Raw genomic sequence first — 15455 nt, 5'->3', positions numbered from 1 at the left:
TGGTGGCTACGTCGAAGAAAATTTTTTGGGGGGGGGGGGGGGAGTTCATTCGGACGTCGGATTATCTCTCGCAAAGGCGCAAAGACGCAAAGTTTAAGAATTTTAGAAAAAGTTCACGATCGACATTTCTCGCCCAGCGTACTTTGCACGAGATCATCTGCTCTTCGGATTCGGAATATCTCGCGCTAAGCACGCAGATCTCGCCAAGATACACTTTGTCCTAGACGCTCTATTTAATAATCTCTCCGAAACTTTGCGCCTTAGCGCCTTTGCGGGAGGATCTCCGAAACTCCGAATCGCCTCACCCCTTACCCCTCACGCCTTACGCTTTTCTAAGAACACGTTCGACTTCGCCGAGAAACTCTTTGAGACTTATCGGCTTCGTCTGATACCCATCGAAGCCTTGATCGAGCATTGCAGTGCGGTTGTTGGTCATAGCTGACGCGGTGATGGCGATGATTGGAATATCCTTCGTCGTCGCATCGGCCTTCAACTGCTTCATCGCGGTAATCCCATCCATCCCGGGCAGCTGGATGTCCATAAGGATCAGCGCCGGGCATTGCTCGGCAGCGAGCTTGAGCCCGTCCTCGGCGGTCTCGGACTCGATGGTCCGATACCCCTTCACCTGCAACACATCCCGGCAAAGCTTCCGGTTCTTCTCGTTATCCTCGATGATCAGAATAAGTTCACTAGCCATCGGCGACTCTACTCTCTCGTACCACTGTCTTGTAAACAGCGGTTCAAATTGTTCACCACGGAGGACACGGAGGTCACGGAGACAAGAAAGAGAGAATTGTTTTTCATGAAATTGTTCTTCTCTTCCCTCCGTGTTCTCCATGCACTCCGTGGTGCGTTTTCCGAAAGTTTTCGCATCCGCAAATTTTCAAGCATAGTAGTAAAATGGAGGTCCCTGAGAAATCAGATAACAAACCTGCGGACGCCTCGTTTTAAGACCGTCACGTTAAAGTTAATCAGCAAACCGACGCTAATTCCCGACAGTTTCATGTAGGTCAAAATTTGCGCTTCATGAATTGTTAGCAAGTGCTCGACGCTTTTCAGCTCGACAATGATTCGGTCGTCGATCAGTAAGTCAATCCGGTACCCGCAGTCTAACTTGATTTGCTTGTATTCAACCGGCAATTCGACTTGAAGCTTGAAAGGAATCTTAACCTGGCCGAGTTCGTAAGCCAGACATTGCTCATAAGTCGATTCGAGCAGCCCTGGTCCAAGCTGCCGATGTACCTCGATAGCACATCCAAGCGCCTGCTCTGATAACTCTTCAAATTTCATTTCTATCTTACCTTCGTGGACCTCCGTGTCCTCCGTGGTGAATAGTCTTCCTATCTAACCGGCAGTGTAAAAGTAAAAGTACTACCTTTGCCCACTTCGCTTTCCACCCAGATTTTGCCGCCGTGCATTTCGACGAATTCCCTCGTCAGCGTCAGGCCCAGGCCGGTGCCTTCGCGCTTTTGCGCGTAGTTGCCGCTCGCCTGGCGGAACTCTTCGAAGATCGCCTCCTGCTCCTCCTTGGCGATGCCAATCCCGGTGTCGATCACCGACACGATCACAGACTCTTCCCCCTGCCGTGCTTCCACTTTGATCTGCCCGCCCTCCGGCGTGAACTTCACGGCGTTGGACAGCAAGTTCAGCAGCACCTGTTTGATCTTGCGTTCGTCGCCGGTGTAATCGCCGATCCGATCGTCGATGCTTTGGCTTAGCTTGATCGCGTGGCGGCCGGCGCGCTCGCGGATCAGAAGCAACGCGTTGTCGATGGCGTCCGGCAGGTAGAACGTCGTCGTCTCCAACTCCATCCGCCCCGCTTCGACTTTCGACAGATCGAGAATGTCGTTGATCAACGACAGCAGATGGCGCCCGGAAGAAAGAATATCGTCCACGTACTCATCCTGCTTCTCGTTCAGCTCCCCAAACAGTTTTTCTTGCAAAACTTCCGAGAAGCCGATGATCGCGTTGAGCGGCGTGCGCAGCTCATGCGACATGTTGGCGAGAAATTCCGACTTGTGCTGGCTGGCGACTTCGAGCTGCTTGCCGCGCGCCTCCAGCTCGCGAAACAGCCGCGCGTTGTGGATCGCCAACGCCGATTGGGTCGCGAAGGTCTGCAACAGATTCACCACTTCGGGTTCGAACTCTCCCAATTGCCGCCGCCAGACCGTCAGCCCGCCCATGATCTCCTGCTCGCGCAGGATCGGCACGGTCAACAGCGAGCGATAGCCCAGCCGAATCAGCACCGGGCGCACCCGCGAGACCGATCTCTCAGAGTCGATACGCGTGTCCGCGATCTGGACCGGCGTACGAGTGCTCGCCGCTTGACCGGTGGCCCCTTCACCCAGCTTAATCCGGGCCGTTTTCAACACCTCGACCGCCTCCGGCTCCATGTTGTGGCTCGCGCGCAGGTTAAACTCTTGCGCCACTTCGTCGAATTCATAGATGGCGCCGCAGTCCGTTCCCGCCAGGTCGACGGCGCGGGCTACGATAGTTTGGAGAACGGTTTCCAAATCGAGAGTAGAGCTGACGGCCTGACCAACCTCGCTCAGCGCCTTCATTTCCTCGACGGATTCCACCAATTCGCGCGTGCGGTCCTGTAACTCTTGGAACAGCCGGACATTCTCGATAGCGATCACCGCTTGGTCGGCGAAGGTTTCGAGAAGTCTTATCTGCTCTTCGGTAAAGGGTCGGACCTCAGTTCGGCGAATTACGATTGACCCAATGGGTTCACCCTGACGAATCAGCGGTGTGCCGAGGACAGAACGAACTCCAGTGCCTAGATTCATGCGTCTTGCGTCGGGGTATTCGGTTTCGATCTCTGCGACGACGTCCAGCACATGGATCGTCCGCCGGTCGAGCATGGCTCGGCCACCGACGAAACCACGACTGATCGGCAGCGATTCAGATAAGACAGGTATAGAGCCATATCTAGCTGCGAGAAGCGCATGGTTGTCGACTTCACGATAGATCAACGCATCGTTTGCGTCACACAACCGCGCGGCATTTTCTGCGACCACATCCAGCACCGGCTGAATGTCCGTCGGCGAGCTGGCGATGACTCTTAAAATCTCGCTGGTCGCCGTCTGCTGCTCCAGCGCCTCGGTTATTTGTCGGTTGCGCTCTTCCAGTTCTTTAAACAGCCGCACGTTTTCGATAGCAATAACCGCCTGGTCGGCGAAGGTTTTCAGCAGCGCGATTTGCTTTTCGGAAAATGGCTGGACTTCGTCCCGTCGCATCAGGATCACGCCTATGGCCGAACCTTCGCGTAACAAGGGCATTGCCAGCATCGTCCGCGTCCCACGCTGGCGCGCAGGTCGCGCCGGCAGCTCGGATTCGGGTACGGCAGCGATATCGTGGATGTGAAGCATCTCGCGGTCCACGACGGCTCGACCGACAACGGTGGCTCGATCCAAAGCCAATGGTTGTGAATTCGGCAGCGCAATTTCACCGTAGTGCGCGGCCGGATGAAGCGCATCAGACTCCACTCGGAAAATGAGAGCATCTATAGCGTTGCACAACCGAGCCGCGTTCTGGGCTACCACATCGAGGACCGGTTGGATGTCTGTCGGCGAACTCGCAATGACTCGCAGGATTTCACTGGTCGCCGTCTGCTGCTCCATTGCTTCGGTGATCTGGTGGTTGCGTTCTTCCAGTTCTTTGAATAGCCGCACATTCTCGATGGCGATGACGGCTTGGGCCGCAAACGTTTCCAGCAGTTTTATCTGCGCCGGGGTGAAGGGATGTACCTCCGTACGTCGAGCGGCCAGGTTGCCGACCAACTCGCCCTGCTGACGAAGCGGGACGAATAACATCGTCGGCCAATTGCCGGCGGCGCCCATGGTCGGGAACTGGTCCTGGGCGCGGACATCGGGAACATGCAGCGTCCCATGTTCGTTCAGCCAACGGTATTGCGGCTCATCGACGCTGATCTCGACCCCGCCGATCGGGATGGACCCAAAATGCGCTCGGGTAACCAAGCTATCGCTGTCTCGCAGCCTCAATATCACGTCATCAATTCCGCATACCCGTGCCGCGCTCTCGACGATGGCGTCGAGCACCGGCTGCACGTCCGTCGGCGAGCGGCTGATGATGCTCAGCACTTCGGAGGTCGCCGTCTGATGCTCCAGCGCTTCGCGCAGTTCGGCGTTGCGTTCTTGCAATTCTTTGAACAGCCGCACGTTCTCGATCGCAATGACCGCCTGGTCGGCGAAGGTTTTGAGTAGAGCTATCTGCTTGTCGGTGAACGGTCGCATTTCTACCCGACGAAAATGGATAACACCAATCGCACCGCTTTCGCGTAACAAAGGAACAGCGAGAACAGTGCCATTCCATGCGCCGACTCGGCGGGCCGTATCGACGATGTCTGGATACTCCGTCTCCGCCACAAGCCCGATGTTCTCAACATGCACAACGTCTCGATCGACCACCGCCTGCCCGGGCGGTGATCGGCGGTTGATTAGCCGTTCAGCGGCCACATCGCCAACCGGTCCGTAATGCGCAGCCAAGCGCATGACATTCCCGTCAACCAGTCGCGACACGGCATCGTTCGCGCCGCAGACGCGTGCGGCCCGCTCGGTGATGGTTTCCAACACCGGCTGAATCGCAGTCGGCGAGCTAGCGATGACCTGAAGAATCTCGCTCGTCGCGGTTTGCTGTTCTAACGATTCTTTCAATTCTTGAAATAGCCGGACGTTCTCGATGGCGATCACGGCTTGATCAGCGAAGGTCTTGACCAGTTCGATTTGTCGCTCAGTGAATGGTTCGACAACGTCGCGCCAGATTGTCAGGCCGCCGATCGGCACATCTTCTCGCAGCAACGGCACCGCCAGAATCGTCCGCGTGCCGAGCGCGGAGGTCACGGCTCTAGCAACGCCGGGCACGGGCTCCTGCGCATCAAGGACGTGCACCGGCTTTCCCTCAAAAAATGCACGACCCAGGAGACTTTCTGAAACGCGAACGGGATTGGCGCGCAAGTGTTCCAGTTGCCCGGGGCTCTCATTGTAATGCGCGACAACTCGGAGAAACTCCCCATCGAGCTGACGGATATGACCCTGCTTGGCACCGGCTAAGGTCACCGCGTTAGTAATGACAGTATCCAGCACCGGCTGAATATCCGTTGGCGAGCTGGCGATCACGCCGAGGATCTCGCTCGTTGCAGTCTGCTGCTCCAACGATTCCTTGAGATCGTTGAACAACCGCACGTTCTCAATCGCGATGACGGCCTGATCGGCGAAGGATCTGACCAATTCTATCTGCCGCTCGGTAAAGGGTCGGACTTCCTCGCGCCACATGCCGATGATCCCAAGCGGCACACCCTCTTTGAGCAGCGGCACGCCCACCATGCTTCGATACCTTCCCAGCCTCTGGCTCTCGGTCCACCGATACTCGGAATCGGCCAGCGCGTCCTCGATGTGAACCGCGCGGCGCTCAAGCATAGTTCTGCCAACGAGACTGCCGCGATCGAGCGGCGCCGGGTTCTGGTCGTAAAAGGTCTTGACCTCGGGCGACGCTCCCCAGGCAACCGCCAGGCGAAGTACGTTCCCATCCGGTCTGAAAATGAACCCGGTGTCCGCGCCGCAAAGCTTCGTGGCGTTCTTGACCAGCATCTCGAGCACCGGTTGCAGCTCGAAGGTCGAGCGGCTAATCGCCTTGAGTACTTCACTCGTGGCGGTCTGCTGATCGAGCGCCTCGCGCAACTCGGCATTCGACGCTTCGAGTTGAGCGGACTTGCGTCTCACCTGCTCGAAGAGATTGATGTTCTCTACCGCGACGCCGACCTGGTCGCACATGGATTGGATCAGGCGGATTTCTTCGGCAGTTAACTTGCGCGGCTCATTGCCTAGACAGGCGATGGTGCCGGCGAATCTGACTTTGGCTTTGATTGGGAATATGCCGAAGAAGCAGTAATCACGCGATTGGCTCGACCTCGACTGGCTCAATTCTAGATACCGCGGGTCGGTCTTGATGTTCTCGAAAATGATCGGCTCCCCGGTCTCTGCCACACGTCCTTGAATCCCCTGTCCCCGGCGCATCCTCTGGGGAGCGGCGGCACTGTCGGGATAGCCGTATGCCGCGACCGAGCTCAGTACCTCTCGCTCCTCGTCAAACAGAAAAATTCGCACCGCGTCGAAGTGGAAAATCTGGGTGATCTTCTTCACCACCTCGTCGAGCACCGGCTTGATCTCCAGCGACCGGCTCGCCGCCGCGGTCACATCGTGCAGCGCCGCGAGATCGCGGTTGCGCGTCTCCCGCTCTTGGAACAGACGCGCGTTTTCGATAGCAATCACCGCCTGATCGGCGAAGGTTTCGAGGAGCTTGATCTGTGGCTCGGAAAACGGACAGACTTCGGTACGGCGAATCAAGATCGCACCGATGGGTTGCGCTCGGCGCAACAAAGGTACCGCCAGCGTGGTACGATGACCGATCCGCCGCGCATAGTCTCGAATGACGGGATACTCGGTATCGACCACAGCGGCGAGATCGCGGATGTGAACCCGCTGCCGATCGATCATCGCGCGACCAGCGGGTGACTGACGATTGTAGGGCGTATGATCGAGTGCGGCCAGCAGGTCGCCGTGGGCGGCGACGCGATGAATATCTTCGTCCTCCAGTTGAAAAATCTGCGCGTCGGTCGCGTCACAAAGCCGCGCGGCTTTCTCCGCCACGGCGTCCAGAACAGCCTGCAAGTCGCCCGGCGCCTTCGCGATCATGCGCAAGATCGCACTGGTCGCCGCTTGCTGCTCCAGCGCCTCGGCGAGCTCGCGCTTCAACGCATCGACGCCCTGCACCTTCTTGGGCGGCGCCTTTTTCTTCGACGTGAGAGGCTTCTTGGCGGTAGCCTTCGCCGGGCGTTTTTTGCGAGTCGTTGCCATAAAGACGAACCTGCCGATTAGTACGCCAGGTCAGCGACTGGCGTCAAGGAAAGGAATCGCGGACTCGTGAGGGGTGAAGGGTCAGGGGTGAGGCGCTCGGAATGATATCTCCCGCAAAGACGCAAAGGCGCCATGGTCGGAGACAACCATGCTTTGAGGATTCTAAAGTCGTACCTTAGGATCCTCAAGGGTCGAAGATAACCATATTGTCAACTGTCCGAACTTTGCGCCCTTGGCGTGCTTGGCGCGAGATAACCTTAGTGCAACTTTCGGAAAAGAATGACCTCGCGCAAAGAGCGCAAAGGACGCCAAGCAAAATGAATATTCAAAGACCATTTTCCGAAACTCAGCGCCTCTGCGTCTCTGCGAGAGAAAATTCCGGATCCGAAAACTCTTCTCGCGCCAAGCTCGCAAAGTACGCCAAGGCAGGAATAAAAAAGGGGCACGGATTACCGTGCCCCTTTTCACTCTCTTGTCTTTGTGTCTTAGCGTCTTGGCGAGAAAATATCCGAATCTGAATTCTTAGTGGTGCGCTGCTTCGGGGTCTAACGACAGATTCACGTAGTGATGCGACTTCGACACCGCGCCGATGCCTTGGATGATCGTCTGCCAGCTCTCGCCTTCGTCCTGACTGTAGAAGACATCGCCGTCGGTGGTGCCGGCGAACATTGCGTAGCCGCCGTTCCACACGTCCATGGCCATACCTTCGATGTTGGCGCGAATATGCTCCGGTAACCCTTTGCTCAAAATATCCCAGCTCTTGCCGCCGTCGCGGCTGCGCGCGATGCGGGCATCGGCGGTGTGGAGCTTGCGCCAGGTACCGGGGCCGGTCTTGGCGCCGGCGACGAAAAGTAGATTAGGATCTTTGGGATGGACGAAGAACGGATCGACGTAGCCGATGCGGAAGTCGCGCGGCGTCATGCTCTGCCAGCTCACGCCGCCGTCGCCGCTGACGCAGAAGCCCGCGACAGTCTCGGGGCCGCAGTTGGTGGTCGGCGCCGTGCCATAGAGTTTGCTGGGGTCATTGGTCGGCACCAGCACGCGGTGCGCGTCGGGGTTAATATTCTCCACCGTCGACCAGGTCTTGCCACCGTCGGTGCTGCGCAGAAAGCCTCCCACTTCGACGGCGACATATATCGTGTTCGGATCGGTCGGGTGGAACGTGATGCTTTTGGCGTGAGCCTGATGCGGCGGACCCGGGAAGGTCCACTTTTCCACGCCCGGGACGTTGCGCAGGTTCGGCAGCTCGGTCCAGCTCTTGCCCAGATCGTCGCTGTAATAAAGATGCGCCGGCTGCGTGCCAGCGTAGACGCGCGGCTTGCCGTTTACGACTTGGCTTGCCAGAGAGTAGATTTCTTTCTCACCGATGCCGCTGTCGCGCTGCTCCCAGGTCTTGCCCAGGTCGGCGCTGAAATAAATTTCGTTGCCGTAGGTGCCGCCAAACAGCGACTTGGTCGTGGGCTCGAAAATGATCGAGCTGAAATGCTTGCCCGGCACCATGGTTTCCTGCTTGGACCACGACGCGCCGTTTTTCTGGAAAGAAAAGATTCCGGTGGTGGTGCCGACCAGCAAACGATCGGTCTGCGACTCGCCGGTCGTTACAGACTGACCTCCGGGGGATAGACATACGAACATGGCTGACCTCCTTTTGGGTTCGGTTTCAGTGAATCTGTCTTAGAGACAACTGGGCCAATTATGGAGCCCTACTCTACTTAAGGACCCGCCGGGGCGTCAAGCTCCTCCTCGCTGCGCTCGGAATCTCAGATTAAAGATTTCAGACGGGTCACGCCCCCTTCCGGAACTTTTTGTTTGGGCCGCTGTCTAACCATCGCAGAAACGGGAGCCTGGAACAGAAGACTATGAGCCCTGCAGCAACCAAAAACATAACTCCACTCGCCTCTTGGCTCCCCAATGACCCGCGCTACTACCAAATTGCGGTCCTCGCCTCGCTACTGGTCTACGGCATGAATTGGTTGGGCTTCGACGTCGGTTGGCCACAGGCGGTCCTGTTACTGAGGACTGTTCTTACTACTCAGTACGTCTGCACGGAGTTCGGGCAGACAAGCAGGTTCGACCCATTGAGTCCGTTGATCTCGGGCCTCTCGCTTTGCCTACTACTGCGCACCAACGAGCCCGCCCTGATGATCGCTGCGGCAATCATTTCCATCGCCAGCAAGTTCGTCCTCAGGTGGAATAATAAGCATATTTTCAACCCGACCAACTTCGGCATCGTTGCGCTGATCGCGCTCACAGATGGAACTGTCTGGGTGTCGCCAGCCCAATGGGGCAGCAAACTTTACTTTGCGTTTCTCATGGCTTGCCTGGGCGGCATGGTGATCCACCGCGCGATGCGCAGCGATGTAAGCTACGCGTTCATGCTCTGCTACGCCGGCATCCTGTTCGGCCGCGCCTACTGGCTCGGCGATCCGCTGGCGATTCCGATGAAGCAGCTCCAGAGCGGCGCGCTCTTGCTGTTTACCTTCTTCATGATTTCCGATCCCAAAACCACACCCAATTCGCGCCTTGGGCGGATATTGTTCGCCGCGCTCGTCGCCGCCGGCGCTGCCTATGTGCAGTTCGGCTTGTATCGCACCAATGGCCTACTCTGGTCGCTGGTCGTCTGTTCTGCGCTCGTGCCGTTCATTGATCGACTCTTCCCCGGAACCAAATACGAATGGAACAGTCTAACCCCTGCGAGATCGAAACAAGGAGACTCCCATGAAACGAATCGTTTTACGCCTAGCTCTATTGCTCAGCCTGTTGGCTAGCGCGAGCCAAGCTCAAGCTTTCTGCGGCTTTTACGTCGCCAAAGCCGATACCAAAATATTCAACAAAGCCTCTCAAGTCGTGCTCGCCCGCCAGGACGACAAGACCGTGATCACCATGGTCAACGATTTCAAGGGTGACCCGAAAGAATTCGCCGTGGTCGTCCCGGTGCCGACACTGATCGAGCGCGGCCAAATCAACGTCGGTGACAAGAAAGTCATCGACCACCTCGACGCCTACACGTCGCCCCGCCTGGTGGAATACCATGATGATAGCCCTTGCTATCTCGCGCTGATGGAAAAGCGCAGCAACTTTGACTTGGCGCTGCACAAGTCGGCAGCGCCCGCCGCCTCAGGCAGAGCCGAAACGCTCGGCGTGACGGTTCAAGCCCAATACACCGTCGGCGAGTACGACATCGTGATTCTTTCGGCAAAGGAAGGCCAAGGCTTGGAAACTTATCTCAAAGAGAACGGTTATCGCCTGCCCAAAGGGGCTTCCGAAGTGCTCGGCAGCTACATCAAACAGAAGAATCACTTCTTTGTCGCCAAGGTGAACTTGAAAGAACAGTCCAAGCTCGGCTTCAACTACCTGCGGCCAATCCAAGTGGCTTATGAATCGCCCAAGTTCATGCTGCCGCTGCGCCTGGGCACGTTGAACGCCGACGGCTATCAGGAGCTTTTTATCTACACGCTGACTCGCAAAGGCCGTGTCGAACCGACCAACTATCGCAGCGTCAAGTTGCCCACCGACATGGACTTGCCGATTTACATCAAAACTCGTTTCAAAGACTTCTACCGGGATATGTTTGATCAACAGGTCAAGAAAGCCGATATGCGCGCCGTGTTCACCAAATATGCGTGGGACATGAACTGGTGCGACCCCTGCGCGGCGGACCCGCTGTCGCACGAAGAATTGCGCAGCCTGGGAGTTTTCTGGCTAAACGACAGCCCTGCGGAGAACGCGCCGAATCGAGGCCGCCGCCAGATCATGCCCATCCCACCCATGGGCGGCGCGCGCGATGTCTTCGTCACGCGCATGCACGTGCGCTACGATGCCCAGCGTTTTCCCGAAGACTTGGTCCTTCAGGAGACCGCCGACCGCAACAATTTCCAAGCCCGTTATGTGCTGCGCCACCCATGGAAGGGAGAAGACAAATCCTGTCCCGCCAGCGAGGAGTACTATCGCGAAGTGCAGCGCCGTCAGGAAAAAGAAGCGCTACAGCTAGCCGACCTGACGGGTTGGAAGCTCGCCGACATTCGCGACCAGATGAACTTGCGCAGTGCCAGCACGAGCGGCGGCACCGCCGCCAAGTGGTGGCAGAAGATCTGGAATCGTTAGCCCCCATTGCCCGCCATAAAAGAAAGCGGCGCTCCAAGGAGCGCCGCTTTCTTGAACAAAGAATTGAGTGCAGCGACTAAAGCGCGGCGTGACTGTCGCCCGCAACACCGGGCAGCGCGGCGGGAATCGCCGCATGCGGTGCGTCGGTCGGCAGACGCCGACCGATCAGCAGGCTGCGAATAAACAACTGCAGCCGTTCACGTTCGTTGTCGTGAAACTTGAGAAACTCGACGCCGAGCTCATTGCCGCGCACGGTACGCACGACCGCGGCAGCGACTTTGAGTGGCTGCACTTCGTGCGGCAAATTAATATTGATGCGGCAAAGATCGCCTTCGCCAAACGTCTCATCCAGTTTGAGAGTACAACCGCCCACTGAAATGTCGGACAAGAGGCCCTCACAAAACATGTTCTTTCCAATCACAGAGACCGGAATGTTGATCGCCAAACGCTCGAACTCACGCCGGTCTTCGTAGACACGCATGTAAACCACGCCCCACTGCAGAAAGCGGAAGCGAAAGCCGCACAACTGACAGCGAAACGGATAAACGTAGAAGAAACCCAGGATCTTTTCTTTCAACCCTTGCCGGCTCACCCGCTTGACGAATTCCCGGTCGCATTTGGGGCAGATTAACGTCGTCATGGTAACTACCTTCCGTTTATTAGCGCTTCTGTCGCCATCGACACAGAGTAATTTCTCTGTATGTAGTAGTTCGGCACAAATCAGCGCACTCTTAAGCATTGGCGTACCCAAAAGACATGCCAGCTTCGATCCACGACGCGCGCAATGTGCACCCGCAGGAATCAGGAATAAGAAAGAAAAAAGTGTGTCAAACAGACAACGCGAGCCCGTCAACGCAGTGCACGCGTTTGCTCAGCATTGTGAGCACGTGGTGGAGAAACGACGGACACGGGCAGCAGGTCTACAATAAGCGAGAGGATTTTTTGGCAGAACCAACGACAAGTCGCGAAGCGCGGCACTTGCGCCGTCACTCTTCCAGCAGCTTTTTCATTTTTGCGATCACATCGCGGGATAGGTTGACCGATTCTTTGGCAAGCGTTTCGGCCTCTTCACCGGAATCCGGGTCGGCCTCCAGCCTCCTTGCTTTGACGTCGGCAAGGAACGCCGGATCGCCCATGGTTTTACGAAAGGCGTCGCGCAAAATTTTCAAACGGTCTGCGGCGATTTTGTTCATTGCAAACCTCCTATCTGCTGGGAGAACTCCCCACGCGAGAGCCTGGCAACTTGCAACACAAAAAAAGGCGCGAGCGCCGTCTTTGCAGCGCTCGCGCCCCTGGGACCGGACAAGGCAACCGTTTATCGCTTCTTTGCCGCCGCCGGATCTTTGCCGATGGCTTTCAGCAATTCGCCGTACGGCACGATGTGCTCGTGCAGCGGCAGAATCCGTTCGACCTCGATATTCAGCCGGCGCACATTGGCTTCGAGATTCACCGAGAAGGGATTGGGCGTCTTCGGAATACCGCGCGGCGAAAACGCGTCGGCTTCGATCAAGATCTTTTCCTTGCGCAGGTAGGCCATGATCAAGCCGTCGTGGTGGGCATTGGCGCCGATCTGATAGAGTTCCACCGAGCGCGCCCCGTCGGTGAGCACCATATTGTCGCCCATCGATTGAAACACCGGCATCTTCTTCGACTTGGCCAGGATATCCGGCGCCAGCGACCAGCTATTGCGCGCCGCCCGCTCGAAGAACGGCCGGTTGATCTCATGGGTCACGATCGTTGCTCCCTCGGCGGCAAAGGCGCGGATACCGCCGGAATGGTCGAAATGATGGTGCGTGTTGACCAGATATTTAATCGGCTTGTTGGGCACGAGCTTTTTCACCTCGGCGATCAGCGCCTTTGAGCGGTGATCCCCCTGCGGCCCTTCGACCACGATGAGATAGTCTTTCATCTCAATCAACGCCGAGTTGTGCGAGCCGCCGGCGAGAAACCACACGCCATCCGCCGCTTTTTCGGATTTCACGACGGTTTCTGCGTTCCTCACATTGGCCGGCACCTCGATGGTGACCGTCGGATTGGCTCTGACCGCGGTAACGGTAACATCCAGCGATGGATGACCATCTTGGTACTGGACGATCTTGGTCGGAAACTTCACACCGGCAAAATCCCGGTAAGGACCGTAGTTCGTCACGACTTTCATGTCGCCGACGACCGGATGGCCATAGCTCGACTCGACCCGCTCGATGGCGTTCTGGTCGTTGGCATAGGCGGTGATCTGCCGCTTGCCTTGATCGTTGAACGCGATTACCGTCATCTGCCGCCCGTCGATCGTCCTCTTGGTCACCGAGGCGTTGTTGGCGAAAGCGGCACGCACCAAGGCATGGGGCGAGAGCGCCAACTCATGGGCCCGGCTCGTCACTTGATGGGGCTGAGCCACCGTATTTTTGCCAGCCTCGTTCCACGCGAACTCGCCGCTAACCAGAGCGATGGTCCGCGCCTCAATTTCTATCGGCTGCCCGCCGCCGCCGCTGGCCGGCGCCTCTCCCTGCGTGCGCAACAACTCTTCGCGCATCGCGCCTTGGGTGAAATCATATTGACGCACCAGGCTCTTCACATAGTGGCGCGGCCAAGGCGCCATTGGACTCGTGCTTTGGCCCACGGCGCCCATCTTGCCGTTGGCCGTGAACTGAAAGGTCTTTATCGTCGCGACATCCAACGCATCGGCGACACGCTGGAGATCGGATTCCTGGGCTTCGACTCGCGTACTTATCAACGCAAACATGAGGAGCGCGACTATGGCTTTAGTCATAACTTCGAACCTCCTACTTTGGTGGGAATCGATTGAAAGACTCCATACGTGAGTGACTGGCAAGTTGCAACAAAAAAAACGCGAGCGCGGAAGAATTTCCGGGCTCGCGCTCTTTGCAGGTTTGGCTGACCAACCTATTCTTTCTTAGCCGCCTCTTTCTTGGCCGCTGGGTCCTTGCCAATGGCCTTCAGCAGCTCGACGTAGGGAACGATACTGCCATGCAGCGGCAAAATCCGATCGACGTCAATGTTCAGGCGCCGCACGTTGGCTTCAAGACTGACCGAAAAAGGATTGGGCGTTTTCGGCACCGCTCCGGGTGTATAAGCATCCGCCTCGATGAGCAGCCTTTCCCTTCGCAAATACGCCATGACCAGGCCGTCATGATGGCCATTGCCGACGATCTGATACAGCTCCACCGAGCGGCTGCCGTCAGTCAGCACCATGTTGTCGCCCATCGTCTGAAAAACTGGTTTGCGCTTAGCCTTGGCCAACCGATCGGGCGCGAGGTTCCAGGTATTGTTGGCCGCTCGTTCAAAATAGGGACGGTTGATCTCGTGGGTGACGATCGTAGCGCCTTCTGCGGCAAAAGCGCGGATGCCGCCCGAGTGATCGAAGTGGTGGTGCGTATTGACCAGATATTTAATCGCCTTGCCCGGCACCAACTTCTTGACTTCGGCGATGAGATTCATGGAGCGCTCGTCGCTCTGCGGTCCCTCGACGACAATCAAATAATCCTTCATCTCGATTAAGACGCTGTGATGCGAGCCGCCGGTCAGGTGCCAAACTCCGTCGACGACTTTCTCGGACTTGACCGGGGCCGGGTTGCTGCGCACATCCGCCGGCACCTGAACATCTAGTGTCGGGTTGGCTCTTACCGCCGTGACGGTCAGGTCCAATGCCGGGTGGCCGTCCTGGTACTGAACGATCTTGGTCGGGAACTTCACGCCGGCAAAATCGCGATAAGGCCCGTAGTGGGTCACCACCTTCATATCGCCTGCCACCGGATTGCCATACCAAGACTCCACCGTTTCGATGGCGTTTTGATCGTTAGCGTAAGCTGTGACCCGGTGCTTACCGCGGTCTGTAAAGGTGATCACGGTCATTTCGCGCCCGTTGATCATGCGCTTCACCGCCGCGGCATTATTGGCAAACGCGGCGCGCAAGAGCCCGTGCGGCGAAATAACCAGTTGGTGCTCGCGGTCGTTCACCTCCCAAAAGCGCGGCACCATGTTTTTCCCGGCTTCATTCCACGCCACACCGTCACGCACCAGTGAAACGATATTCTGATCGCCCTCCAGAGGCTGACCGCCGCCACCGCTCGGCGGATCTTCGCCCTGGGTGCGGACCATCTGGTCGCGCATGGCCCCAGCGGTGAAATCGTAGGCACGGGTCAGGCTTTTTACGTAGTAGCGCGGCCAGGCCGCCATGTGGCTCGTGCTTTGGCCGACGTGATACATCCGGCCGTTGGCCGTGAACTGAAAGGTCCTGGTTTTGTCCACGTCCAGCACGTCGGCGATCTGTTGTAACGGCGTTTCGGCCGCCCTCGCACCGGCAGCGGCCCATACAAGCAAAGCGACCGTCAAAAATAACTTCTTTAACATAGAAACTTTGCGCCTCCCTCTTTTCTTGTGCAGATTTGAAGATCGAGCTTCGACCCCCCGTTTGGCGGCAACACTACCCGATCAACTCGCTCCCTGTCAATATATAGT

Annotated in this window: 10 protein-coding genes; 2 read left to right on the top strand and 8 right to left on the bottom strand. The window is 57.3% G+C overall.

The genetic code is table 11. The annotated features are described in order from the left end of the window. Nucleotides 1-322 precede the first annotated feature (322 nt). The 4 genes from FJ145_13000 to FJ145_12985 all read right to left on the bottom strand — a co-directional run bounded on the left by FJ145_13000 (nucleotide 323) and on the right by FJ145_12985 (nucleotide 8510). Nucleotides 323-697 carry a response regulator gene (locus FJ145_13000; GenBank protein MBM4262332.1) on the bottom strand — a complete coding sequence of 125 codons (375 nt, stop codon included), beginning with the start codon at nucleotides 695-697 and terminating at the stop codon, nucleotides 323-325. Nucleotides 698-918: 221 nt separating this feature from the next. Further along, nucleotides 919-1290: a GxxExxY protein gene (locus FJ145_12995; GenBank protein MBM4262331.1), complete on the bottom strand. Its 372-nt coding sequence runs from the start codon at nucleotides 1288-1290 to the stop codon at nucleotides 919-921. A gap of 50 nt (nucleotides 1291-1340) precedes the next feature. Further along, entirely contained in the window at nucleotides 1341-6875 is a 5535-nt protein-coding gene (locus FJ145_12990) for a GAF domain-containing protein (protein MBM4262330.1), read from the bottom strand. 522 nt (nucleotides 6876-7397) lie between these two features. Continuing rightward, nucleotides 7398-8510 (bottom strand): hypothetical protein, encoded by a 1113-nt coding sequence (locus tag FJ145_12985; protein ID MBM4262329.1) that lies wholly within the window; start codon nucleotides 8508-8510, stop codon nucleotides 7398-7400. Between the two features lie 224 nt (nucleotides 8511-8734). Here FJ145_12985 and FJ145_12980 point away from each other — a divergent pair, with 224 nt between their 5' ends. Together FJ145_12980 and FJ145_12975 are read left to right on the top strand one after the other, a co-directional pair. Next, a complete protein-coding gene (locus tag FJ145_12980) occupies nucleotides 8735-9643 on the top strand; it encodes a hypothetical protein (protein ID MBM4262328.1) in 909 nt (302 codons plus the stop codon). Continuing rightward, on the top strand, nucleotides 9594-10979 hold the full coding sequence (locus FJ145_12975) for a DUF2330 domain-containing protein (GenBank protein MBM4262327.1): 1386 nt from the start codon (nucleotides 9594-9596) through the stop codon (nucleotides 10977-10979). The genes FJ145_12980 and FJ145_12975 overlap by 50 nt, the downstream gene beginning before the upstream one ends. 76 nt (nucleotides 10980-11055) lie before the next feature. On the opposite strand, the gene FJ145_12970 is transcribed toward FJ145_12975, so the two are convergent. The 4 genes from FJ145_12970 to FJ145_12955 form a co-directional block, all read right to left on the bottom strand. Continuing rightward, nucleotides 11056-11718 (bottom strand): PilZ domain-containing protein, encoded by a 663-nt coding sequence (locus FJ145_12970; GenBank protein MBM4262326.1) that lies wholly within the window; start codon nucleotides 11716-11718, stop codon nucleotides 11056-11058. A 247-nt stretch (nucleotides 11719-11965) separates the two neighbouring features. Continuing rightward, nucleotides 11966-12172 (bottom strand): hypothetical protein, encoded by a 207-nt coding sequence (locus FJ145_12965; GenBank protein ID MBM4262325.1) that lies wholly within the window; start codon nucleotides 12170-12172, stop codon nucleotides 11966-11968. 122 nt (nucleotides 12173-12294) lie between these two features. Continuing rightward, nucleotides 12295-13746, bottom strand: a complete 1452-nt coding sequence (locus tag FJ145_12960; protein MBM4262324.1) for an MBL fold metallo-hydrolase — start codon at nucleotides 13744-13746, stop codon at nucleotides 12295-12297. 134 nt (nucleotides 13747-13880) lie between these two features. Then, nucleotides 13881-15347: an MBL fold metallo-hydrolase gene (locus FJ145_12955; GenBank protein ID MBM4262323.1), complete on the bottom strand. Its 1467-nt coding sequence runs from the start codon at nucleotides 15345-15347 to the stop codon at nucleotides 13881-13883. Nucleotides 15348-15455 lie beyond the last annotated feature (108 nt).

Source organism: Deltaproteobacteria bacterium (genome assembly GCA_016874755.1).
Taxonomy (GTDB): Bacteria; Desulfobacterota; Binatia; order UBA9968; family UBA9968; genus DP-20.
The sequence above is the reverse complement of the archived record's forward strand: the minus strand, read 5'-3'. Positions and strand labels throughout refer to the sequence as shown.

What these genes read in the sequence shown, in the direction of transcription:
- FJ145_13000 (MBM4262332.1), bottom strand. Translation starts at nt 697, where the DNA reads ATGGCTAGTGAACTTATTCTGATCATCGAGGATAACGAGAAGAACCGG.
- FJ145_12995 (MBM4262331.1), bottom strand. Translation starts at nt 1,290, where the DNA reads ATGAAATTTGAAGAGTTATCAGAGCAGGCGCTTGGATGTGCTATCGAG.
- FJ145_12990 (MBM4262330.1), bottom strand. Translation starts at nt 6,875, where the DNA reads ATGGCAACGACTCGCAAAAAACGCCCGGCGAAGGCTACCGCCAAGAAG.
- FJ145_12985 (MBM4262329.1), bottom strand. Translation starts at nt 8,510, where the DNA reads ATGTTCGTATGTCTATCCCCCGGAGGTCAGTCTGTAACGACCGGCGAG.
- FJ145_12980 (MBM4262328.1), top strand. Translation starts at nt 8,735, where the DNA reads ATGAGCCCTGCAGCAACCAAAAACATAACTCCACTCGCCTCTTGGCTC.
- FJ145_12975 (MBM4262327.1), top strand. Translation starts at nt 9,594, where the DNA reads ATGAAACGAATCGTTTTACGCCTAGCTCTATTGCTCAGCCTGTTGGCT.
- FJ145_12970 (MBM4262326.1), bottom strand. Translation starts at nt 11,718, where the DNA reads ATGCTTAAGAGTGCGCTGATTTGTGCCGAACTACTACATACAGAGAAA.
- FJ145_12965 (MBM4262325.1), bottom strand. Translation starts at nt 12,172, where the DNA reads ATGAACAAAATCGCCGCAGACCGTTTGAAAATTTTGCGCGACGCCTTT.
- FJ145_12960 (MBM4262324.1), bottom strand. Translation starts at nt 13,746, where the DNA reads ATGACTAAAGCCATAGTCGCGCTCCTCATGTTTGCGTTGATAAGTACG.
- FJ145_12955 (MBM4262323.1), bottom strand. Translation starts at nt 15,347, where the DNA reads ATGTTAAAGAAGTTATTTTTGACGGTCGCTTTGCTTGTATGGGCCGCT.